The sequence below is a fragment of the Pseudomonas sp. Z18(2022) genome (genome assembly GCF_036346535.1).
Taxonomy (GTDB): domain Bacteria; phylum Pseudomonadota; class Gammaproteobacteria; order Pseudomonadales; family Pseudomonadaceae; genus Aquipseudomonas; species Aquipseudomonas yamanorum_A.
Window position 1 is genome coordinate 192,643 of record NZ_JAOTOA010000007.1, and the last position, 22,405, is coordinate 215,047.

At 60.9% G+C, this 22,405-nt stretch carries 20 protein-coding genes and 1 riboswitch; of the genes, 8 read left to right on the plus strand and 12 right to left on the minus strand.

Annotated features, from left to right (window positions below):
- The first annotated feature begins 111 nt into the window (after positions 1-111).
- Entirely contained in the window at positions 112-930 is an 819-nt protein-coding gene (locus tag V3W39_RS17215) for a M48 family metallopeptidase (RefSeq protein ID WP_177043461.1), read from the plus strand.
- A gap of 160 nt (positions 931-1,090) precedes the next feature.
- Here V3W39_RS17215 and V3W39_RS17220 read toward each other — a convergent pair whose 3' ends face one another.
- The 3 genes from V3W39_RS17220 to V3W39_RS17230 form a co-directional block, all read right to left on the minus strand.
- Positions 1,091-1,675 (minus strand): TMEM165/GDT1 family protein, encoded by a 585-nt coding sequence (locus V3W39_RS17220; protein WP_003216166.1) that lies wholly within the window; start codon positions 1,673-1,675, stop codon positions 1,091-1,093.
- A gap of 87 nt (positions 1,676-1,762) precedes the next feature.
- Positions 1,763-1,884: riboswitch (yybP-ykoY riboswitch) on the minus strand.
- A gap of 50 nt (positions 1,885-1,934) precedes the next feature.
- On the minus strand, positions 1,935-2,933 hold the full coding sequence (locus V3W39_RS17225) for a class I SAM-dependent methyltransferase (protein ID WP_010170534.1): 999 nt from the start codon (positions 2,931-2,933) through the stop codon (positions 1,935-1,937).
- Positions 2,934-2,963: 30 nt separating this feature from the next.
- A complete protein-coding gene (locus V3W39_RS17230; protein WP_442968407.1) occupies positions 2,964-3,926 on the minus strand; it encodes a 2-hydroxyacid dehydrogenase in 963 nt (320 codons plus the stop codon).
- Positions 3,927-4,013: 87 nt separating this feature from the next.
- Here V3W39_RS17230 and V3W39_RS17235 point away from each other — a divergent pair, with 87 nt between their 5' ends.
- From V3W39_RS17235 to V3W39_RS17255, 5 genes are all read left to right on the plus strand, one after another.
- A complete protein-coding gene (locus tag V3W39_RS17235; protein ID WP_330212996.1) occupies positions 4,014-4,646 on the plus strand; it encodes a LysE family translocator in 633 nt (210 codons plus the stop codon).
- A gap of 131 nt (positions 4,647-4,777) precedes the next feature.
- On the plus strand, positions 4,778-6,460 hold the full coding sequence (locus V3W39_RS17240; protein WP_177114490.1) for a fatty acid--CoA ligase: 1,683 nt from the start codon (positions 4,778-4,780) through the stop codon (positions 6,458-6,460).
- Between the two features lie 330 nt (positions 6,461-6,790).
- Entirely contained in the window at positions 6,791-8,674 is a 1,884-nt protein-coding gene (locus V3W39_RS17245; protein ID WP_177121595.1) for a DUF1302 domain-containing protein, read from the plus strand.
- 43 nt (positions 8,675-8,717) lie between these two features.
- Positions 8,718-10,082: a DUF1329 domain-containing protein gene (locus tag V3W39_RS17250; RefSeq protein WP_330212997.1), complete on the plus strand. Its 1,365-nt coding sequence runs from the start codon at positions 8,718-8,720 to the stop codon at positions 10,080-10,082.
- A gap of 282 nt (positions 10,083-10,364) precedes the next feature.
- Positions 10,365-13,094 (plus strand): LuxR C-terminal-related transcriptional regulator, encoded by a 2,730-nt coding sequence (locus V3W39_RS17255; protein ID WP_330212998.1) that lies wholly within the window; start codon positions 10,365-10,367, stop codon positions 13,092-13,094.
- Between the two features lie 9 nt (positions 13,095-13,103).
- Here the strand turns inward: V3W39_RS17255 and V3W39_RS17260 are convergent, their stop codons facing one another.
- The 5 genes from V3W39_RS17260 to V3W39_RS17280 are packed head-to-tail and all read right to left on the minus strand — an operon-like array spanning position 13,104 to position 16,917.
- Positions 13,104-13,448 carry a hypothetical protein gene (locus V3W39_RS17260; protein ID WP_177043467.1) on the minus strand — a complete coding sequence of 115 codons (345 nt, stop codon included), beginning with the start codon at positions 13,446-13,448 and terminating at the stop codon, positions 13,104-13,106.
- Between the two features lie 23 nt (positions 13,449-13,471).
- Entirely contained in the window at positions 13,472-14,026 is a 555-nt protein-coding gene (locus V3W39_RS17265; protein WP_330212999.1) for a PqiC family protein, read from the minus strand.
- A gap of 17 nt (positions 14,027-14,043) precedes the next feature.
- Positions 14,044-15,699 carry a PqiB family protein gene (locus tag V3W39_RS17270; protein WP_177078202.1) on the minus strand — a complete coding sequence of 552 codons (1,656 nt, stop codon included), beginning with the start codon at positions 15,697-15,699 and terminating at the stop codon, positions 14,044-14,046.
- Positions 15,680-16,324 carry a paraquat-inducible protein A gene (locus tag V3W39_RS17275; protein ID WP_177043470.1) on the minus strand — a complete coding sequence of 215 codons (645 nt, stop codon included), beginning with the start codon at positions 16,322-16,324 and terminating at the stop codon, positions 15,680-15,682. The genes V3W39_RS17270 and V3W39_RS17275 overlap by 20 nt, the downstream gene beginning before the upstream one ends.
- The gene (locus V3W39_RS17280) at positions 16,321-16,917 is read right to left on the minus strand and encodes a paraquat-inducible protein A (protein ID WP_177043471.1); all 597 of its coding nucleotides are present in this window, start codon (positions 16,915-16,917) and stop codon (positions 16,321-16,323) included. The genes V3W39_RS17275 and V3W39_RS17280 overlap by 4 nt, the downstream gene beginning before the upstream one ends.
- 169 nt (positions 16,918-17,086) lie before the next feature.
- Between V3W39_RS17280 and V3W39_RS17285 the strand changes: the two genes are divergently transcribed.
- Together V3W39_RS17285 and V3W39_RS17290 are read left to right on the plus strand one after the other, a co-directional pair.
- On the plus strand, positions 17,087-17,731 hold the full coding sequence (locus V3W39_RS17285) for an MBL fold metallo-hydrolase (protein ID WP_177043472.1): 645 nt from the start codon (positions 17,087-17,089) through the stop codon (positions 17,729-17,731).
- Between the two features lie 218 nt (positions 17,732-17,949).
- Complete coding sequence (locus V3W39_RS17290) at positions 17,950-18,720, plus strand: OmpA family protein (RefSeq protein WP_177043473.1); 771 nt, start codon at positions 17,950-17,952, stop codon at positions 18,718-18,720.
- A gap of 69 nt (positions 18,721-18,789) precedes the next feature.
- On the opposite strand, the gene V3W39_RS17295 is transcribed toward V3W39_RS17290, so the two are convergent.
- The 4 genes from V3W39_RS17295 to V3W39_RS17310 all read right to left on the minus strand — a co-directional run bounded on the left by V3W39_RS17295 (position 18,790) and on the right by V3W39_RS17310 (position 22,236).
- Positions 18,790-19,371, minus strand: coding sequence for a BON domain-containing protein (locus V3W39_RS17295; RefSeq protein WP_088423809.1), 582 nt, complete (start codon positions 19,369-19,371; stop codon positions 18,790-18,792).
- Positions 19,368-19,961, minus strand: a complete 594-nt coding sequence (locus V3W39_RS17300; RefSeq protein WP_003216190.1) for a phosphoheptose isomerase — start codon at positions 19,959-19,961, stop codon at positions 19,368-19,370. Before V3W39_RS17300 ends, V3W39_RS17295 begins: the two co-directional genes overlap by 4 nt.
- Positions 19,962-20,053: 92 nt before the next feature.
- Entirely contained in the window at positions 20,054-20,425 is a 372-nt protein-coding gene (locus V3W39_RS17305; RefSeq protein ID WP_259195828.1) for a YraN family protein, read from the minus strand.
- Positions 20,425-22,236 (minus strand): penicillin-binding protein activator, encoded by a 1,812-nt coding sequence (locus V3W39_RS17310; RefSeq protein WP_177078206.1) that lies wholly within the window; start codon positions 22,234-22,236, stop codon positions 20,425-20,427. Before V3W39_RS17310 ends, V3W39_RS17305 begins: the two co-directional genes overlap by 1 nt.
- Positions 22,237-22,405: the final 169 nt, after the last annotated feature.

Below are 22,405 nucleotides of genomic sequence, written 5' to 3' on the forward strand. Positions count from 1 at the left end.
TTTGCGGCAGTGTGGGATGTATCTGAAAATAGGCGGCTACACGTCTGTTGTATCTGGCGTCGATACAATTGGCCGACTACGATACGCGCCATGTTTTCAGGGAGCAGGTTGATGAAAAAGACAGTAGCGGTATGTGCATTGGGCGCGGCGGTATTGCTCGCCGGTTGCCAGTCGGTCAACACCACCAGCGGCGGCGCCGTGGGGGTTGAGCGCAAGCAGTACATGTTCAGCATGTTGTCGAGCCAGGAAGTCGACCAGATGTATGCGCAGTCCTACCAGCAGACCTTGGGTGAAGCCAGCGGCAAAGGCCTGGTGGACAAGACCAGCGCCAACGCCAAGCGCGTGCAGGCGATTGCCAACCGCTTGATCGCCCAGGCGCCTACTTTCCGGCCGGATGCGGCGCAATGGAAGTGGGAAGTGAACCTGATCAAAAGTGACGAGATGAACGCCAACTGCGGGCCTGGCGGCAAAATCTTCGTGTACAGCGCGCTGATCGATAATCTCAAGCTGACCGACGATGAACTCGCCGCCGTGATGGGCCATGAAATTGCCCACGCCTTGCGTGAACATGGTCGCGAAGCCATGTCCAAGGCCTACGGTATCGAGATGGCGAAGCAGGGGGCCGGCGCCTTGTTCGGCCTGGGTCAGGACAGCATGGCGTTGGCCGATACCGTGGCCAACTACGGCATGACCTTGCCCAACAGCCGCAGCAATGAAAACGAAGCGGACCTGATCGGCCTGGAGTTGTCGGCACGCGCGGGTTACAACCCGAACGCGGCGATTACCCTGTGGAACAAAATGGCCAAGGCCTCGGAAGGCTCGCCACCTGAGTTCATGAGCACTCACCCGGCTTCCGACAGCCGGATCGCCTCATTGCAGGCGGCGATTCCGAAGGTGATGCCGTTGTATCAGCAGGCCAAAAAGTCCTGATTTATAAGGCTGAAATGCAAATCTGAATGTGGGAGCCCGGCTTGTGTGGGAGCCGGGCTTGCCCGCGATGCAGGCACCTCGGTGTGTCAGTTGCACCGAGGTGATGCTATCGCAGGCAAGCCAGCTCCCACAAAAGCCCAGCCCTCACATGGGGTCGTGTCTAGATCCAGCCACTGCTCTGCATGGCCTTGTACACCGCAACGATTGCCAGGATGAAAAACGCCGTAGCCGCCAAGCGACGAATCAGCGTCAGCGGCAGTTTGTCCGCCGCAAAATTCCCCGCCAGCACCACCGGTACGTTGGCAATCAACATCCCTAAGGTAGTACCGATAATCACCAGCCACAGTTCCGGGTATTGCGCCGCGAGCATCACGGTAGCGATCTGGGTCTTGTCGCCGATTTCCGCGAGGAAGAACGCAATCAGCGTGGTCAGGAACGGCCCGAACTTGCGGGAAGTACTGGCTTCGTCATCGTCGAGTTTGTCGGGTACCAGGGTCCAGAGTGCCGTGGCGCAGAAGCTCGCCGCGAGGATCCAGTGCAGCACCGCATCCGAGAAGAAACTCCCGAACCAGGCCCCCACGGCACCGGCCGCCGCATGGTTGGCCAGGGTCGCGGCAACGATGCCGGCGATGATCGGCCAGGGTTTGCGAAAGCGTGCAGCGAGAATGAGTGCGAGCAGTTGCGTCTTGTCGCCAATTTCGGCCAAGGCAACGATTGCGGTAGGGACGAGCAGAGAATCCAGCATCAGGTAAGTTCCAGGGGCGGGTCGACACGGCTATGACACGTACAGCCTTCCCGCCCCGGGTAAGGTGTTCGTGTCATAGGTCTTGTCAAACCCCGGTCCGTCTGTGCGGACTCCTGGGTCGCATACGCCATGGCCTGTTGACCAAGTATGTTGACGTATGCCGGACGAGCGTGGCGCTCGTGGGAGACTACTCCCCTAGGACGGAGCGGATTCTGCCTAGGCAAAATCCATTCGGCAAGCCTTCTTTTGGAAAAAGATTTCAGCCGCGCTTAGCACGGTAAATGCGAAAACCCTGGCCTTCTGCCTTGATTGCGCACACGCCCAGATGCTCTTCGATCAGCGGTTGATACTTCAGGAAGCTATTCGCAACCAGGCGTAGTTCGCCGCCTTTTGCCAGATGTTTGGCTGCTTTTCGCAGCAAGTTTTCCGTGGCGAAATAATCGGTGTGCACCCCGACATGGAACGGCGGGTTGCTCAGAATCGTATTCAGATTCATCGGCGCAGCGTCGATGCCATCTCCGGTCAACACCTCGGCTTCCAGACCATTGGCGGCCAATGTCAGGCGACTGCTGGCGGCGGCAAAGGCATCCACGTCGAGCATCGTGACCGTGTTATGCGGATAACGACGTTTGACCGCCGCGCCGAGCACGCCTGCCCCACAGCCGAAATCCAGCAAGTGACCGCTCGGCAATTTATCCAGATGTTCCAGCAGCAGTGCGGTGCCGCGATCCAGGCGCCCGTGACTGAACACGCCCGGCAGGCTCACGACTTTTAGCGGCCCTTCGGCCAGCGGCACCTCGAACACCTGTGCCAGGCTTTCCAGCGCTACCGGCTCGGGGGCGTTGGCCACGGTCACCAGCCACAACTGGCAGTGCCGCGCATTGTCGAGCTTGCGCGGTTTGCCGAACGGGTTCAGTTGCTTGGCCGCGCTTTCGATGCCACCTTTCTTTTCCCCCACCAGGTACAGCTCTTTGCCGGGCAAGCGCGCCGCCACGGCATTGAGCAGGTAGTCGGTGAGGTCCTTGGACTTGGGCAGGAACACCACCGCCGTCTCGAACGAACGCTCGGGCACGTTCACGCCGAACTGGCTGCGCTCGGCAAAACGTGCGTCCAGTGCGGCCTGGTCGCCGGCGTGCCAGCTCCAGCCATGGGCATTGGGCAGGCGGCCCAGCAGGTCGTCGGCGGGCAAGCCCACCAGCAGCACGTCGCCTTGAAAAAGTTCGGCCTGACGAAGCAGTACTTCACTGCGCGGATCCATGGTCTGCTCCTTGAAAAGGGGCGCAGTTTATCAACTGACGACGCGCAGCGGGGCGCCGCTGAAAAAACCCTCGGCGTTTTCGATCAATTGGCCGACGATCCGCTGCCGGGCCTCGCGGCTGCCCCAGGCATTGTGGGGTGTGACGATCAGGCGCGGAATGTCGCCGGCCAGCAGCGGGTTGCCGTTCACCGGCGGTTCCACGCTCAATACGTCGGTCGCCGCGCCGCCCAGATGACCGCTGCGCAAGGCATCAGCCAGTGCCTGTTCGTTGATCAAGCCACCGCGGGCGGTGTTGACGATAAACGCGCCGGGCTTGAGCAGCGCCAGTTCGCGGGCACCGATAAAATCGCGGGTGTGTTCGTTGAGCGGGCAGTGCAAGGTCAGCGCGTCGACCTGTGCCAGCAACTCGTCCAGCGGCACGCGATCGGCACGGGCAGGGCGTCCCGGGATCGCGCCGAGGATCACCCGCATGCCAAACGCTTCAGCCAGGCGCGCAACGGCACCGCCCAATTCACCATGGCCCAGCAGGCCGAGCGTCTTGCCTTCCAGCTCGACGATCGGGTAGTCCAGCAGGCAGAACTGCTTGGCTTGTTGCCAGAGCCCTGCCTGCACATCTCGCTGATAGTCGTTCAAGCGTGTCGCCAGGTTGAGCAGCAGCATGATCGTGTGCTGCGCCACCGACGGCGTGCCGTAACCCTGGCAATTGCTCACGGTAACGCCGTGGGCGCGCGCGGCGGCGAGGTCGACGTTGTTGGTGCCGGTGGCGGTCACCAGGATCAGCTTCAGTTCGGGGCAGGCCGCCAGGGTCTCGGCATTCAGCGCGATCTTGTTGCTGATGGCTACCTGTGCGCCTTGCAGACGTTCTACAACGTTCTGCGGGGTGGTCTGCTGATGCAGGCTCAGTTCGCTGAAGATGGCCCGCAACCCGCTGAGGTCCAGGTCCCCGAGGTCCAGGGAAGGGTGATCAAGGAAGACGGCGCGACGATTGTTCATTATCAACTGTACCTTTTGCGACGAGGTTCGAAGGCGTAATCTGCCGAGCCTATCAGATGAAATAATCAGTTACTTCCTGGAGTGTGCATGTACCTCACCGAGTTCTTGACCGTGGCACTGATTCACCTGTTGGCGGTGGCCAGCCCTGGCCCGGATTTCGCCGTGGTGGTGCGTGAAAGCGTGACCCATGGCCGACGTGCCGGCACCTGGACGGCACTGGGCGTCGGCTCGGCGATTTTCCTGCACGTGGGGTATTCGCTGCTGGGCATCGGCCTGATCGTGTCCCAGTCCATCGTGCTGTTCAACGCGCTGAAGTGGGCGGCGGCGGCCTACCTGCTGTACATCGGCTTCAAGGCCCTGCGCGCCCAGCCGGCCAAGCCTGCCAGTGAAGAAGACCTGCACCTTGAAGTGGGCGAGCGCACCGCACGCGGGGCGTTCACGTCGGGGTTTGTCACCAACGGCTTGAACCCCAAGGCCACGTTGTTCTTCCTGTCGCTGTTTACCGTGGTGATCAATCCCCAGACGCCGCTGGCGGTCCAGGCCGGTTACGGCGTGTACCTGGCCGTGGCTACCGCGATCTGGTTCTGCCTGGTGGCCATGCTGTTCAGCCAGCAACGCGTACGCGCCGGTTTTGCGCGGATGGGGCATTGGTTTGATCGGACGATGGGCGCGGTGCTGATTGCCATCGGTGTGAAGCTGGCGTTTACCAGCATGAAATAAGCCGGATGCTGGCGTAAAGCTAGCATTCATTGGGCTCTGCAAATCATTCCTTTGGCTGATTTGGCTGAAACATAAGCGCTCTACAGTGCAGATGTTTCAGCCAAGACCGTGCAGTCAGATAAGGGATTCGTATGTTGCAGACTCGTGTTATCCCGCCCGCCGAAGGCGCCTACCAATACCCGCTGTTGATCAAACGCCTGTTGATGTCCGGGACACGCTACGAGAAGACCCGGGAAATCGTCTACCGCGACCAGTTGCGTTATACCTATCCGACCCTGATCGAGCGCGTCGCCCGCCTGGCCAATGTGCTGACCGAAGCCGGGGTCAAGGCCGGTGATACCGTGGCCGTGATGGACTGGGACAGCCATCGTTACCTGGAATGCATGTTCGCCATCCCGATGATCGGCGCGGTGATCCACACCATCAACGTGCGCCTGTCGCCGGAACAGATTCTCTACACCATGAACCACGCCGAGGACCGCTTTGTGCTGGTCAACAGTGAGTTTGTGGGCCTCTACCAGGCCATCGCCGGCCACCTGACTACCGTCGAGAAAACCCTGCTGCTGACCGACGGCGCGGAAAAAACCGCCGAGCTGCCCAACCTTGTGGGTGAGTACGAAACGTTACTGGCGGCGGCAAGCCCGCGGTATGACTTCCAGGATTTCGACGAAAACTCCGTCGCCACCACCTTCTACACCACTGGCACTACGGGCAATCCCAAAGGCGTGTATTTCACCCATCGTCAACTGGTGCTGCACACCATGGGTGTGGCGACCATCATGGGCAGCGTCGACAGCGTGCGCCTGCTGGGCACCAACGACGTCTACATGCCGATCACCCCGATGTTCCATGTGCACGCTTGGGGCCTGCCGTATGTGGCTACCATGCTTGGCCTGAAGCAGGTCTATCCCGGTCGCTACGACCCCGAATACCTGGTGGAGCTGTGGCGCAAGGAGAAGGTCACGTTCTCCCATTGCGTGCCCACCATCCTGCAGATGGTGCTTAACGCCAAGGCCGGCCAGGGCGTGGATTTCAAAGGCTGGAAAATCGTCATCGGCGGCAGCGCCCTCAATCGTTCGCTGTATGAAGCGTCCAAGGCCCGCGGGATTCAGCTGACGGCCGCGTACGGCATGTCCGAGACCGGGCCGTTGGTATCTTGCGCGCACCTCAATGAAGAGTTGATGGCCGGCACCGAAGACGAACGCACCACCTACCGCATCAAGGCCGGCGTGCCCGGGCCGTTGGTGGAGGCGGCGATCATCGACGGCGACGGCAACTTCCTGCCGGCCGACGGTGAGTCCCAGGGCGAGTTGGTACTGCGCGCCCCGTGGCTCAGCGAAGGCTATTTCAACGAGCCCGAAAAGGGCGCGGAGCTGTGGGCGGGCGGCTGGATGCACACCGGTGACGTGGCCACCCTCGACGCCTTTGGCGTGATCGATATCCGCGACCGCATCAAGGACGTGATCAAGACCGGCGGCGAGTGGATATCCTCCCTGGCGCTGGAAGACCTGGTCAGCCGCCACCCGGCGGTACGCGAAGTAGCGGTGGTGGGGATTGCCGATCCGCAGTGGGGCGAGCGCCCGTTTGCGTTGCTGGTGGTGCGTGATGGCCATGTGATAGGGGCCAAGGAGCTGAAGGAGCATCTCAAGCCGTTCGTGGAACTGGGCCACTTGAGCAAGTGGGCGATTCCAAGCCAGATCGCCGTTGTTACGGAAATTCCCAAGACCAGTGTCGGCAAGCTCGACAAAAAACGTATCCGTGTTGACATCATTGAATGGCAGGCCAACAACAGCACCTTCCTCTCGACCCTCTGACGCCGCTTGCCGTGCCCTCTCGGGCACGGCAGCGCTCTAGTTCAAGCCTTCACTTGTGATTTGCCAATTTTCAGCCATCCTTCTCGCGTTGGCCTTCGCCAGCATGGCGAAAGGACTGTGGCAGACGGGTTGGTGATGCAAATCACACTTTAGAGGGATCAAGCGGTACCCCCTGCTGGCTATAGTCCATCCCAGAGTTTTTCAAGGTGCGGTGCTGTGAGCCTGGCGGGTTCATGTGTTCACCCGGCATTGGAATCGTTGTATTCCGGCCGTTACAAGCCCTTAGAAACGACTCACTGCCATAACAATAATGCACATGGAGTAGCGTCGATGATCTCAGCACACCAGTTCTGGCGCCGGGCGAAACTGCCTTTGGCCGTCAGCCTCGCCTCTACGCTCGCCGGGCCCGCATTCGGCGTCAGTTTCAACATCGGTGAAATCGAAGGCAGCTTTGACTCGTCCCTGTCGGTCGGGGCCAGTTGGTCGACGGCGGGTCGCAACAAAGACCTGATTGGCGTCAACAACGGCGGCAGGGGGTTGTCGCAAACCTCGGATGACGGTCACCTGAACTTTGACAAGGGCGATTCCTTCTCGAAGATCTTCAAGGGTATCCATGACCTCGAGTTGAAATACGGCGACACCGGCGTGTTTGTCCGGGGCAAGTACTGGTATGACTTCAAGCTCAAAGACGACGACCTCGACTTCAAGAACATCAGCGACAACAACCGCCCGACAGGCGCCCGCTCTTCCGGCGGGCAGATTCTCGACGCCTTCGTCTACCACAACTACGCGATTGGCGATGAGCCGGGTTCCGTGCGGTTGGGCAAGCAGGTCGTGAGCTGGGGCGAGAGCACCTTCATTGGTGGCGGTATCAACGCCATCAACCCGATCGACGTGGCCGCGTTCCGTCGCCCGGGGGCCGAGATCAAGGAAGGCCTGATTCCGGTCAACATGTTCTACCTGTCTCAGACCTTGACCGACAACCTGTCGGCCGAAGGCTTTTATCAGATTGGTTGGGACAAGACCGTTACGGACAACTGCGGCACATTTTTCTCGCAGCCAGACATTGTTACCACCGGCTGTAACGACAACTTGCGGGTGCTGAACAAGCGCTCGACGATTCCGGTTCCAGGGCTCACGTTGCCGCTGCTCGCAAGAAACGGGGTAGATGTAAACAACGAGGGTGTACTGGTACGCCGTGGACCGAACGACAATGCACGGGATAGCGGCCAGTTTGGTGTGGCCCTGCACTACAACTTTGAGCCGCTTGATACCGAGTTCGGCGCGTATTTCATGAACTATCACAGCCGTGCACCGATATTCAGTGCACATGGTGCTCCGCAGTCGGTTTATGACGGCATCAGGGCGGGTGGGCTAGGACCTTTTGGTGCGCTTGCGCCGTTGGTTGTGGCGGGGAACTCCAACTACTTTATTGATTACCCTGAAGACATTCGTCTCTACGGTTTGAGTTTCTCCACCACCTTGCCTACCGGTACGGCGTGGAGCGGTGAATTGAGCTATCGGCCGAATGCGCCGGTGCAGTTGAACTCTACCGACATCCTGTATGCCGGCGTGGTGCCTTTGGGCGGGCCGCTGCTGGGCAACGCCTCGCTGTTGAAAGGGGTTCCGGGGCAGGACCTGGATGGCTACCGCCGCAAGGAAATCACCCAACTGCAAACCACGTTCACCCACTTCTTCGACCAGGTCATGGGCGCCAGCCGTCTGACGCTGGTGGGCGAAGTCGGCATGACCTATGTGGGGGGGCTGGAGAGTAAGTCCAAAGTTCGCTACGGACGGGACCCGGTGTTCGGCCCAGGTACTCTGCCTAACGGCGCGTGCCCTGCGCTCAACAACTCCACTGCCCAGGGCGCTGGCCTGCCTAACGCCAATGGCCTGAATACCAACTGCAACAATGATGGCTTCACCACGGCGACTTCCTGGGGCTACCGCGGCCGGGCGATCTGGGAATACCCGGACGTCTTTGCCGGTGTAAACCTCAAGCCCAACGTCGCCTGGTCCCATGACGTCAAAGGTTACTCACCTGGCCCTGGCGGCAACTTCGAGGAAGGCCGCAAGGCGGTCAGCCTCGGACTGGATGCTGAATACCAGAACACCTACACCGCGAGTCTGAACTACACCAACTTCTTCGGTGGTGACTTCAGCACCGTGGACGACCGCGACTTTGTCGCCTTAAGCGTTGGCGTGAACTTCTAAGCACACTCTCTTTAAGCAGTATGTTTTAAGGAAGAACCAGAACATGAAAATAACTAAAAATCTGTTGCAGGTGGGTGTGCTGGGGCTGTCGATCATGGCGAGCAGCGTCATGGCGGCAGTCTCGGCGGATGAAGCCGCCAAGCTGGGCACGACCCTGACGCCGATGGGCGCTGAAATGGCCGGCAACGCGGCCGGCACCATCCCTAAATGGTCGCCATTGCCAACCAACGCCGGAGCCGTGGATGCCCGTGGCTTCCTGGCCAACCCGTACGCCAGCGAACAACCGCAATTCATCATCACTGCGCAGAACGTCGAGCAGTACAAGGACAAGCTGGCGCCGGGGCAGTACGCGATGTTCAAGCGCTACCCGGACACCTTCAAGATGCCGGTCTACCCGACCCATCGCGGTGCCACGGTACCGGCTGATGTGTTCGCTGCCATCAAGAAAAACGCCACCAGCACCAACCTGGTGTCCGGCGGCAACGGCCTGGAAAACTTCGAAACCGCCGTACCGTTCCCGATTCCGAAAAGCGGCGTGGAAGTCATCTGGAACCACATCACCCGCTATCGCGGCGGCAGCGTGACCCGCCTGGTGACCCAGGCCACGCCGCAGACCAACGGCTCGTTCAGCCTGGTGTACTTTCGCGACCAGTTCGTGTTCCGCGACAAGATGAAGGACTACGACCCGAAAAACCCGGGCAACATCCTGTTCTACTTCAAACAGCAAGTGACCGCGCCGGCACGTCTGGCCGGTGGTGTACTGCTGGTGCACGAGACTCTAGACCAGGTGAAAGAACCGCGTTCGGCGTGGGTCTACAACGCCGGCCAGCGCCGTGTGCGCCGGGCGCCGCAAGTGTCGTATGACGGCCCGGGTACCGCCGCCGACGGCCTGCGTACCTCCGACAACCTCGACATGTTCAACGGTGCACCGGACCGCTACGACTGGAAACTGGAAGGCAAGAAGGAACTGTACATCGCCGAAAACAGCTACAAGCTCGACGATCCGAAGCTCAAGTATGTCGACATCATCAAGGCCGGCCACATCAACCAGGACCTGGCTCGCTACGAGCTGCGTCGTGTGTGGCATGTGGTTGCAACCCTGAAGGAAGGCCAGCGCCACATCTACGCCAAGCGTGACTTCTTCATCGACGAAGACACCTGGCAGGCCGCGGTCATCGACCACTACGACGGTCGTGGCCAACTGTGGCGCGTGGCTGAAGCCCATGCCGAGAACTACTACGACAAGCAAGTGCCGTGGTACGCCCTCGAAACCCTCTACGACCTGCAGTCCGGCCGCTACCTGGCACTGGGCATGAAGAACGAAGAGAAACAGGCCTATGACTTCGGCTTCACCGCCACCACCAGCGACTTCACCCCGGCGGCCCTGCGCCAAGATGGTGTTCGCTAACGTGCTGTAAACGAGGCCGCATCCTCGAATGTGGGAGCCGGGCTTGCCCGCGATGGCGGTGTGTCAGTCAACGGATGTATCGACTGACACACCGCCATCGCGGGCAAGCCCGGCTCCCACCTTTTATTTGGGGCGTTTGGAATATTTGAGCCAGGTCCGCCGGATATTTTTTGTTGTAGTCTTTTTCAGACATTTGTTGCAAAGATCTACAAAGCTGCCGCTTTTACCGCTAGTCTGCGGACATCTGCAATGCCGACAACAGCCTTCTACAAGAGCCCGGCGATGACTGATCTGTCCCGAATTCAAGGGCCTGCCAGCGCGGTAATTCCGACCCTGGAAGGTCGCTTCTATCGACCCCCACTGCCTGACGGCTATGTGTTGCGACCGCGCCTGTGCGAACGGCTGAGTGAAGGGTTGGCCGGGCGTCTGTTGCTGGTCAGCGCGCCGGCCGGGTTCGGCAAGAGTTCGCTGGCGGTGGAGTTCTGCCAGAGCCTGCCGGCCCACTGGCAAAGCCTGTGGTTGGGGCTCAGCCCCCGCGATAACGATCCGGGACGTTTCCTTGAGCGCCTGCTCGACGGCTTGCAGCAATACTTTCCGCAGTTGGGCGCCCAGTCCCTGGGCTTGCTGAAAATGCGCCAGCGGCATCAACCCTTTGCGTTTGAAGAGTGGCTCGACGGCCTGCTGGATGAACTGACGGTGCACCTGTCCACCCAGTCTCCGCTGTTGCTGGTGCTGGACGACTATCATCTGGCGCAAGGCCCGGTACTCGATCGCTGCCTGCAATTTTTCCTCAATCATCTGCCCGACGGCCTGCTGGTGCTGGTCACCAGCCGCCAGCGCCCGGACTGGCACCTGGCGCGCCTGCGCTTGTCCCGGCATTTGCTGGAACTGCACGAGCAGGATTTGCGCCTGACCCATGCCGAATCCCTGGCCCTGCTGGACCGCCACAGCAGTTCATTGCGTGGCGAAGCCCTGGATAACCTGATCCGGCGCAGTGAAGGCTGGGTGGCCGGCCTGCGTTTCTGGCTGCTGGCGGCTTCCGAGGCCGGCAGCGAAGGCACGTTGCCCCAGGGTTTGCACGGCGGGGAAGGGCTGATCCGCGATTACCTTTTGGAAGAGGTCATCGACTGCCTGCCCCCTGAAGTCCAGGCGTTTCTCTACGACACCGCCTCCCAGGAGCGCTTTTGCAGCGAACTGTGCGACGCCGTGCGCGAAGCCCACGACAGCACGGAAATCCTGCGCTACCTGCAAGCCCACCAGGTATTCCTGGTGCCGCTGGATGAGCAGGGCCATTGGTACCGTTATCACCATCTGTTTTCCGACCTGCTGCGCACCCGTCGTGCGAGCAATGCCGTATTGCCGGCGGCCAGCCTGCACCTGCGGGCCTGTCGCTGGTTCAATGCTCAGGGCTTGATCGACGAGGCGGTGGAGCAGGCGCTGCGTGCGGGCCACCTGGATGTGGCGGCAAACCTGGTACAGAACCTTTCCGAAGAACAACTGCTGGCGGAGCAAAACGTCGGCATGCTGCTGCGCTGGAAAATGGACTTGCCCGACAGCCTGTTGATGAGCACGCCACGCCTGATCGTGCTCTACAGCTGGGCCTTGGGGCTTGCTTGCCAACTGGACGCTGCGCAGGAACTGGCCAGCCACCTCAGCCGATTCTTGCCGGCGCCTTCGGCCACCGCGCAAAAGTCGATGCTGGCCCAGTGGCTGGCCCTCAGCGGGATCATCGCCCGGGGCCGTGGCGATCGCGAGCTGACCCAACTGTATTGCAGCGAAGCCCTGGAAAGCCTGCCCCACAAGCGTTATGGCCAGCGGTTGATGTGCCTGTCGACCCTGTCCAACCTGGCCATCGTCGATGCCGACCTGTGGCGCGCCCGTGGCCTGAATCGCGAATCCCTGGAACTGGCGCAGCGGGTCGGCAATCCGTTGTTCGAGGCATTGGCCCATTACGACCGCGCACGGGTGCTGCAGGCCCGCGGCGAGATCCTGCGTTCCCTGGATGAAGTGCGCCAGGGCCTGCAACGCTTGCAAGGCCTGGCGCCGCAAAGGCTGTACGCCGTGCGTGCCCGCCTGGCGTTGTATGAAGGTTACCTGCTGCTGATGCGCTGTCAGCCCGAGGCCGGGCTGGCTCGCCTGCGCGCCGGGTTGACCGAGGCGCGGGCCTGCCGGGATATCAGCGTACTGATCGGCCATTGCGTGATCGCCAGCTTCGAAGGCCGCCGTGGCGATTTCCCCATGGCCTTTGCCGAGCTGGCCGAGGCTGAGCGCTTGATGCACATCTGGGACGTGCCGCCGATCTTCTACCTGGCGATGATCACCCTGGTCAAATGCGAGCTGTGGCTGGCCCAGGGCCGCACCGACTTGGCCGACGCCTGGCTGACGCGCCTGGGGCAAACCTATAACGGCGAACACGCTGCTGCCGCGCCGGAGTTTCACCCGCACCTGCCGCAACATATCGAGCTGCAGCAGGCGGCGCTTGAAGCCATCCGTCATCAACCGGCGGCCTCGCTGCAACGGCTCGACGAGCTGGCTCGCCAGGCCCATAACAGCGGCCGGCAGATGATCAGCCTCATGGCGTTGACCCAGCAGGCATTGCTATTGCTGGACGGAGGCCAGGAAACGCTGGCCCGTGCGGTGTTCGTTCGGGCGCTTGAAGCCGCGGCGGGTGGCGCGATGCAACCTTTCCAGCGCCTGCTGGAGCGCTATCCGGACTGGACGCGGGAGCAGCTTTCGCGCGATCCCCATGGCCTGCTGAACCAGAGCCTGCTGGCACTCTTGCCGCAAGTGGCGGTGATTGAAAACCCCCACACCCTTGAGACCCTGAGCACCCGCGAGCTGGCGGTGCTGCACCTGATTGCCCAAGGCTGCTCGAACCAGGAAATCAGCAATCAGCTGTTCATCTCCCTGCACACCGTGAAAACCCACGCCAGCCATATCAACAGCAAGCTGGGAGTGGAACGGCGCACCCAGGCAGTGGCACGGGCCCAGGAAATGGGATTGTTGGGTTAGGCGCCTCGATCAATGGGATCGAAAACCCCAGACGATTTCCACCACCCGTTCCGCCACCATCACATACACCAGGATAAGCAGCAGTTGCAGGACCAAGTGATAACGAAGCTTGGCGAGCCTGCGGATTCCGTCGCTGACATTCAGCACCATCAGCGCGCTTGAAACCACGATCAAGCCCCATCCGGCCACACTGGACGCCAGGAAGCCGAGGAACAGCTCATGTTTCCCGGCCAGTGCGTTGGTACCTGCGGCAAACAGCAACGCACACACCAGCAGGTTCTTCACGTTATCGAAGACCTGGGTGCTGAAATCATTTTCCAGCAACTGCAAATACCACTTCCAGAATGTGCGCATGTCTCAATCCCTTGGATCAATGTTTACTGCGCTGCAGGGCATTCACTCGATGACGTGTCGGCGACCTGGCTGAGCAGTGCGGCAAACCGTTTGACGTTGTTTTGTTGTGCAATCACCAAGTCATCAATGGTCGGCCCCGAGGGCGACTGCACCACCGTACGGCACGTCAGCGGCGTGCGCTCATCAGTGCCCGTCTGGCGAAGTCGCCATTTGACGTCGAGCAGGGCGTACTGCCCGGGGATCGAGTCAAAGCGCTGCACTTCAATGCGCAACGCGAGGTTTTTCCGGTGACTGGCAAGTTGATCCACCAGCGCGCTGCGCAACTCATCCACCAGGCTGGCGGCCCACCATTGCGTCTCAAGGATGGCCACGCCGCTGTCGCCCTGGCGGATGACAATCTGCGGTCGGTCGACCTGGGGCGGCACGGTGATGCTTTCAATGCGAATCTCACCCCCTGCGGCCAGTGACGCCGCGCTGCGCTGCACCGGGGTCAGGGTGTGAAATTGAATCGGCTCGCTGCGGCACGCCGCAAGCAGCAGCAACCCGGTGATCAGCGTGATCTTCAGCGGGAAAGCCATGGTGGTTGCTCCTGTGGTCATTTGCGCGGCGGCCCTTGCAGGTCCGATGGCGCAGCGTTGTCGGGGCGACCGCGAATCAGCGATTCGGGATGGCGTGCCAGGTAATCCGAGAGCTCTCGCAGGGAGCGCGACATGCGGCTCAGTTCATCCAGGGTCTGGGTCAACTGTTCCCGTTGCGGGGAATCCTCGGCCAGGGTCGAACTGGCGGACTGCAAGGTTTTACTCACATCGGCCAGGGTGTTCTGCACGCTCGGCAGTGTCTTCGCGTTGAACTGGCCCAGGCCTTTACGCAGTTCCACCAGGCTGCCGTCCAGGTTGCCGGCAATTCGCTCGATGGGCAGTTGGTTGATCTTGTTGACGATGCCTTCGAGTTTTTCCTGCAGTTGCTCCAGGTTGCCGGGAATGGTCGGAATACTCACGGGGCGCTGGTTCGGGTCGAACACGACTTTGTCGGCCTTCGGGAAGAAGTCCAGGGCGATGTAAAGCTGGCCGGTGAGCAGGTTGCCGCTGCGGGCCTGGGCGCGCAGGCCGTGCTCGATGAAGCTGCCCATCAGGCGCACGCCGCCGGCTTCGTCGTTGGGGTCATGCTTCAAGACGGTGAGCATTTTGGTGTTGGCTTCGCCGAGGCGCTGTGGGTAGATCACGATGCCGACGTTGACCGGGAAGCTGCGTTTTTTCTCGTCGAAATCCAGGTTGATCGATACCACCTTGCCGAACTCGATTCCCAGGAACTCCACCGGCGCGCCCACCGTGAGCCCGCGCAAGGCCTGATCGAAACGCAGGTTCAGGTATTGCGCCTTGCCATTGGGCGGGGCCAGCGCGGTTTGCTGGTCGGCGAACAGTTCGTAGGAGTGTTCTTCGTCGGCCGGCTTGTCGTTGGGGCTGTAGGGCGGGGCGATGAAGGCGATGCCGCCCACCAGCATCGAGGACAAGGATTCGGTTTTCAGTGCAAACCCGTTGGCGCCTACACTCACGTCGATCCCGCTGGCGTTCCAGAAACGAGTGTTCTCGGTGACGTAGGCGTCATTCGGCGCGTGTACGAACACGTCGATGTTCACGCCTTTGCCGTCGGCGTCCAGGGCATAGGCCACTACCTGGCCAACCGGGATCTTGCGGTAATAGACGGGGGAGCCGATATCCAGTGAGCCCAAGTCCTGGGTATGCAGTGTGAAGCGTTTGCCAGGCTCGCCATAGGTAATGGGCGGCGGGTTTTCCAGGCCGGTGAACTGGGTGGCGCGGGTATCGGACTGGCCGATGTCGGCACCGATGTAATCCCCGGAGAGCAGCGTGTCGATGCCGGAAACGCCCCCTGCGCCGATACGCGGGCGAACCACCCAGAACTGCGAATCTTCACGGGTGAAGCTTTCGGCCTGTTTGGACAGTTTGATGGTGGCGTTGACGCTTTTCTGGTCGTCGCTCAACTCCACGTCAGTCACCTGGCCGATCACCACGTTGCGGTATTTGACGTCGGTCTTGTTGGCGGTCAGGCCGCTGCCGGTCTTGAAGGTAATGGTAATGCTCGGCCCTTGCTGAAGGATGCTGTGCACCACCAGCGAAATGCCCACCAGCACCGCGACAATCGGCACGATCCACACCAGCGACACGCTGAAGCGCCGTGTCTTGATCGCGGGTTGGCCCGCAGGCCCCGGTTTGTCAGTGGTTTGCGACGCCATCCGGCATCTCCTCGTTGTGTGGGTTTTCCCAGATCAGGCGCGGATCGAAACTCATTGCCGACAGCATGGTAAATACGACCACCAAGCCAAAGAATAAAATCCCCAGGCGCGGCTCGATGGTGCCCAGGGCCTGGAACCGCACCAGGGCGGCTACCAGCGCCACTACGATCACATCCAGCATCGACCAGTAGCCGATGACCTCGACGAAACGAAACAGCTTCGAGCGCTCCTTGCGTGCCCACTGGTTATTGCGTTGTACGCTGACCAGCAGCAGCGTCAGCGCCACGAACTTGATACCCGGCACCGCGATGCTGGCGATGAAAATGATCAGGGCGATGTCCCATGCGCCGTGCTGCCAGAACTCCAGCACGCCACTCATGATGGTGCTGTCGGCGCCCGAGCCGAGCATGGTGGTGTTCATCACGGGCAGCAAATTGGCGGGCACGTAAAACGCCAGCGCCGTGAGCATGTAGGCCCAGGTGCGGGTCAGCGAATGGGTCTTGCGCCGATGCAGCGGCGCGCCGCAACGCTCGCATTCGTCAGGGCTCTCGCTGACGTCGCAGGCCTGGCCGCAGCTGTGGCACAGGCACAGGTTCAGCTCGCTGGCGGTTGGTGGACGGCTCATAGAATGTCCCACAGGTCGCGAATATCACGCCCGGCAATGCGGATCAGCAACAGGCTGAGGGCGGCCAGGGCAAACAGTCCGGTGCCGGGCAATACATCCAGCATGCCCGCGAGTTTGAACACCGCCACCATGGCGCCGAGCAGGCAGACTTCCAGCATGCTCCAGGGGCGCAGGGCTTCCAGCCAGCGCATGCACAGCTTGAACGCTGGCGAGCGCTGGCCTTTCATCGCGAAGCTCAACACCCAGATCAACAGCAGCAGTTGGAATACCGGCGCGATGATGATGGAAATCGCGGCCACCAGCGCGATGAAGGTAATCGGGCCCTGGGCCAGCGCCACCACTGAATCCCATAAGGTCGCGCTGCTTTTCAGGCCTTGCAGGCTGATGCTCATCACCGGGTAGAAGTTGGCAAAAACCCACAGCACGGCGGCGGTCAGGGTCAGGGCCAGGCGTTGTTCCACCGACAGCCCGTTGTAGCGCTGGAGCACGCCTGCGCAGCGGGTGCAGAGGGTCTTCTGATGTTTGGCGAGCGTGACTTTTTCATACACGCAATCGCAGTGTTCGCAGATGATCAATGGGCTGAGGGTCGCCATGAGTCCCACTCCAAGCGCTCTAGGTTGCGCGTTGTATGACGGGCGCCAGAGTAGCTTAGCAGTTGGCGGGTTTGATACTCGTGCGCTTTCGGATCGGGCGCATCGTCGAACATACTGTGCGCCAGGATGCAGTACAAAAGAGTGTGCCTTTGAATTTGCAGGAATGCCCATGAATATTCAGTCCCCCGCGCTGATCCGCGAAACCTTCCCGGTCGGCCCGTTGCAGTGCAATTGCACGATTATCGGTGACCCGGTCACCAAAAAAGCCATCGTCGTCGACCCGGGTGGCAACCATGAGTTGATCCTGGCGCGGCTCGAGGCGCTGGGCCTGAAAGTGGTCAGCATCATTCACACCCATGCCCATCTCGATCATTTCCTGGCCTCCGGGCAGTTGAAGGAAAAGACCGGCGCCACCTTGCACTTGCACAAGGAAGACCAGTTTCTGTGGGACAACCTGGAAATGCAGTGCCAGATGTTTCGTGTGCCGTACACACCCGTGCCGTCGCCGGATCGCTGGTTGGAGGATGAAGAAGAGCTGGCCTGTGGCTGTGGCGTGGCGTTGCACACACCTGGACACACTCCCGGCTCGATGAGTTTCTGGTTCGCCGATGCCAAGCTGCTGATTGCCGGTGACACCCTGTTTCGGCGTGGCGTGGGGCGTACGGATTTGTGGGGCGGTGACCAGGCGACCATCGTGCGCTCGATCAAGCAACGGCTCTACACCCTGGATGAGGCGGCGGTAGTGGTGGCCGGGCACGGTCCGGACACGCGCCTGGGAGATGAAATGCGTGAGAATCCGTTCGTGAGGGCGTGAAGCAAAAACCGGGTATTTTTTCGGATACCAAGTGGCGACTATCAGACGAACCTTATAGATAAAATGACAATTACCGTTCAGGAAGTCTCTGCTAGGGTTTCACTGTGCACAGCGTTGGCCGGGCATGGAATTTTTACCGTTTGTCGTGTTCCAAGCTCGGCACAGGTCCATTGCCAATGTCCTCTGCATCACAGAATGCAAAAGTAGGAGCTTCCTTCATGTTCACTTCTCGTCGTCTGCTTGTTGTCGCTACTGCCGTAGCCCTGTTGTCGGGCTGCGCTTCACCTAATCCTTATGACGGCAGCCAGGCACAGGGTGGTGGCTCTTCGGGTGTGAGCAACACCGCCAAGTACGGTGGCCTGGGTGCCCTGGCCGGTGCGTTGGCGGGTGCTGCCATCGACCACAACAACCGCGGCAAGGGTGCGCTGATCGGCGCTGCCGTTGCGGGCCTGGGCGGCGCAGGTTATGGCTACTACGCTGACCAGCAGGAAAAGAAACTGCGCGAAAGCATGGCCAATACCGGGGTTGAGGTGCAGCGCCAGGGTGATCAGATCAAGCTGATCATGCCGGGTAACATCACCTTCGCCACCAACTCGGACGCGATCTCCAGCAGCTTCTACACGCCGCTGAACAACCTGGCGAACTCCCTCAAGCAGTTCAACCAGAACACCATCCAGATCGTTGGCTATACCGACAGCACCGGTACCCGTCAGCTCAACATGGACCTGTCCCAGCGTCGTGCGCAAAGCGTGGCCAATTACCTGACGTCCCAAGGTGTGAGCCCGACCAACCTGAGTGCTCGCGGTGCCGGCCCGGATAACCCGATCGCCAGCAACGCCGACGTCAATGGCCGTGCCCAGAACCGTCGTGTAGAGGTCAACCTTGGCCCGATCCCTGGCCAGCAATACGGTCAGCCAGGCGCCCAGCAGCAACAGGCGCCGCAGCAGAACAACCAGTTCCAGGGCAACCCGTACCAGCAGTACCAGTAATCGCCAGCCAATAAAAAGGGCGCCGTGCAGTCAATGCACGGCGCCCTTTTTTGTGGCTGTTTGCTTACATCAGTCGATGTATTCGAACAGCTTCACGATCTTCTGTACGCCCGACACGCCTTGTACCAGGTTGGCGGCGCGGGTGGCTTCTGCCTGGGTCAGCAGGCCCATCATGTAGACGATGCCGTTATCGGTGACGATCTTGATCCGTGAGCCCGGGATCGCGTTGTCGGTCAGCATCTGCGTCTTGATCTTGGTGGTCAGCAGGGCATCGTTGCTGATTGCCAGCAGCGTGATCGGGTCCATCACCTGCAGTTCGTTGTGAACCTTCTTGACCCGTTGAACGGTAGCGGCGGCTTGTTCAGCCTGGGCCTTCAGGTCGGCGCGCGGGGTTTGACCGGTGAGCAGTACCACACCGTTGAAGCTTACGACCACGATGCGCGAAGCGCCGTTGCCCAAGTCCGGAGCGGCCTTGGAAACGTTGACGGAAACCTTGGTTTCGATCAGCGAGTCGTCGATTTTGCTGCCGAAAGTGCGGGTGCCTTTATCGTCCTGGATAGGCGTGTCGCGGCTCGCTTCGATTACCGAGCTGCAGCCGCTGATGCCTAGGCACAGCGTGATTGCCAATAGGCTAAGGCGTTTAACGGTCATTCTTCACTCCCGAACAGTTGGCTGTCGATCAGATCGCACAGGCAGTGGATCGCCAGCAGGTGGACTTCCTGAATACGTGCGGTGACATTGGCCGGGACGCGAATTTCCACGTCTTCGGGCAACAGCAGCGAGGCCATGCCGCCGCCATCGCGTCCGGTCAATGCTACGACAATCATTTCACGATCATGTGCGGCCTGGATCGCTTGAATAATGTTCGCCGAGTTACCGCTGGTGGAGATCGCCAGCAGTACGTCGCCCGGCTGGCCAAGGGCGCGAATCTGTTTGGAGAAGATTTCGTTGTAGCTGTAGTCGTTGGCGATCGAGGTGATCGTCGAGGTGTCGGTGGTCAGGGCGATGGCCGGCAGGCTCGGGCGCTCACGCTCGAAGCGGTTGAGCAGCTCGGAGGAGAAATGCTGGGCATCGCCGGCCGAACCGCCGTTGCCGCACGAAAGCATTTTGCCTTCGTTGAGCAAGGCGTTGACCATGACCTGACTGGCTTGCTCGATGTGCGGTGCAAGTACGTCCATCGCCTGTTGCTTGGTATCGATGCTGGCCTGGAAAAGCTGGCGAATTCGGGATTGCATGTCCATCTGTGTGACCTTAAGTAGCGCGGCTGTTTGGCACAGGAATGTGCAGCCCGCAAAGCAAAGAGCAAAAGTGTGCGGTGTAGATGTCCGGCGAATCAGCTGTCAAAGGCATCTTGCAGCCAGTTCAGATCGGCTGTTCCCCGGGGAGTGCTTTCTATGGCAACCACATCGAAACGGCAGGGGTGATCGGCCCAGCGACGCTCCTTGAGCAGGAAAAACTGCGCGGCGAGTATCAGCTTCTGGCGCTTGCGCCTGTCGATACTGGCGAGTGCGCCACCCCATTGTGCGTGTTTTCTGTAGCGGACTTCGACAAATACTACTGTATCGCCGTCAAGCATGACCAGATCAAGCTCGCCGCGCTTGCACAACCAGTTCTGCGCCAGGAGGCGCAGACCCTGTTGTTGCAGGTATTCGAGAGCTTGAAGTTCGGCGTCCCTGCCGCTTTGTGCGCTTGACCGCTCGGGCATCAGCGCGGGGTGTCAGGCAGGCGCTGGATATCACCGCCCACGAACTTCGCCCATGGCATCTGGCGATCAACGCGCTGGCTGGCACCGATGCCGAGGCTGCCGGAAAGACCGTCAACGCGAGTGTCCGGCAGCGCCTTGAGTTGCCCCAGGCGTGGTGCCAGGCGGTAGGCGTCAACGCCCATCGCGTACAGGCGGCCCAGGCTGCCGTTGGCTTGTGGCCATTGGGCGGCGACCTGGTTGCGCAGCGGGTCGGTGGTATTCAGCAGCCAAGGGGTTTCGCAGAACATGACGTTGGTCATGTCCAGGTACTGGTTCTTGTCGCCGCTGGCGCTGAATACGTGGGACGTCGCATACACCGGCACATCACCGGCGTACTGGAAGTTCAAGGTCGGCTTGATCTGCTGGGCCAGTTGCGGGGTTACGGCCAGGAAGATGAACTCGATGTCCTGGCGGCGCGACGGCTGTGCGGAAACATCCGTACCTACCGTGCTTTGCAGACTCTTGGCGCGGCCTTCGCTTTTGCGCAGCTGGAACAGGTCGGCAATCTGCTGGGCCAGGGCTACCGGCTGGTCGACGTATTCAACGCCTACCACGGTGCCGCCATTGGCTTCCCAATCCTGACGGAAGGCTTTGTAGACGCGCTCGCCCCATTCGCCTCTCGGCACCATGGCAGCGGCGCGGTGCAGGCCGTCGGCGCGGGCGCGACGGGATACCTCGCGGGCCTCGTCTTCAGCGGCCAGGCCGAACTGGAACAGTTGCGCCGGGTTCTGGTCGGCTTCGCTGTAGTTCAGGGCCAGGGTGGTGATAGGCAATTGCGGGCGGGCGCTGAGTTGCTTGACCAGCGGTTTTTCCAGCGGGCCGACCACCAGTTGCACGCCGGCGGCCTGGGCCTTGGCGTAGAAGTCGTCGATGGAGGTCAGGCGCGAGCTGTCATAGAACTCGATCACCGGCGGCTTCTGCCCGGCTTGTTCAGCCTGGTAGTGCGCGGCCATGAAGCCTTCACGCAGCGCTTTGGCAACGCCGGCCAACGGGCCTTCCTGCGGCAGCAGCAGGGCGATCTTGTTCAGCGGCTGGCTGGCCAGTTGCTTGAGCTTGGTCAGCGGCTGCGGCAGTTGCGAGGCCGCCGGGTGGCCAGGGTTCTGGGCGCGCCAGGTGTCGATGGCTGCCTGTTGTTGCTCAAGGGTGCCGGCACTCTTGACCGCCTGGGCCAGGCTGATCCAGCCGTCCAGCGTCGGGTTGCCGGTGGCTTGCAACTGTTCGGCAGGCAGGGCGGCAATCAATGCCCAGATAGCTTCGTGGTTGCTGTTGTAGGCGTCACCGGAGAGCAGCGGTGCCATGGCGACACGCTCGCGGGCGGCGGCCAGGGTCTGGCCGTCGGCCTCATAGGCGCGGGCATGCACAGTGCCGGTACGGATCTGCTGTTCAGGCGGCAGTTCCTTAAGGCTTTGCAGGCTCGGGTGGTTCAACGCCGTCAACGCGGCCTTGGGCTGGTTGCGAGCCATCGCCAGTTCAGCCGACAAGGTGCTGGCAAATACCTGCGCCGCCGGTTTCAGGACGTCCAGCGGCACTTGGGCAAGAATTTGCGCCGAGCGTGCCGGGTTGTTTTGGTGGTACGCCAGGTCTGCCGCGCTCAAGCGCAACAGCGCGGCTTTTTCCGGAGTCTTGGCCGAAGTCGCCTGTTCGAGCAGTTGCTCGATGCTGGCATCCGGGGTCCGGGGGAGGTCGCCAAGGCTGGACGAGGGCGAGCTGGCGCAAGCCGCCAACAGGGCAGCGAGGCAGAGGGCAGAGAACAGCCGCAGGCAAGCGATCATGTAAGTGTTCCTGATACCGATCAAATTAGCGTGGAATTGTACCCAAGCACTGGCCGGGGCGCGATGTTACTGGCGTGAAACCGTCTATTTAGGTCGTGTAAATGTTGCAACAGCCTACAGATGGCTGAAATGGAGCCCGCCCGGAGGGCATATTTTCAAGGCGTCTACG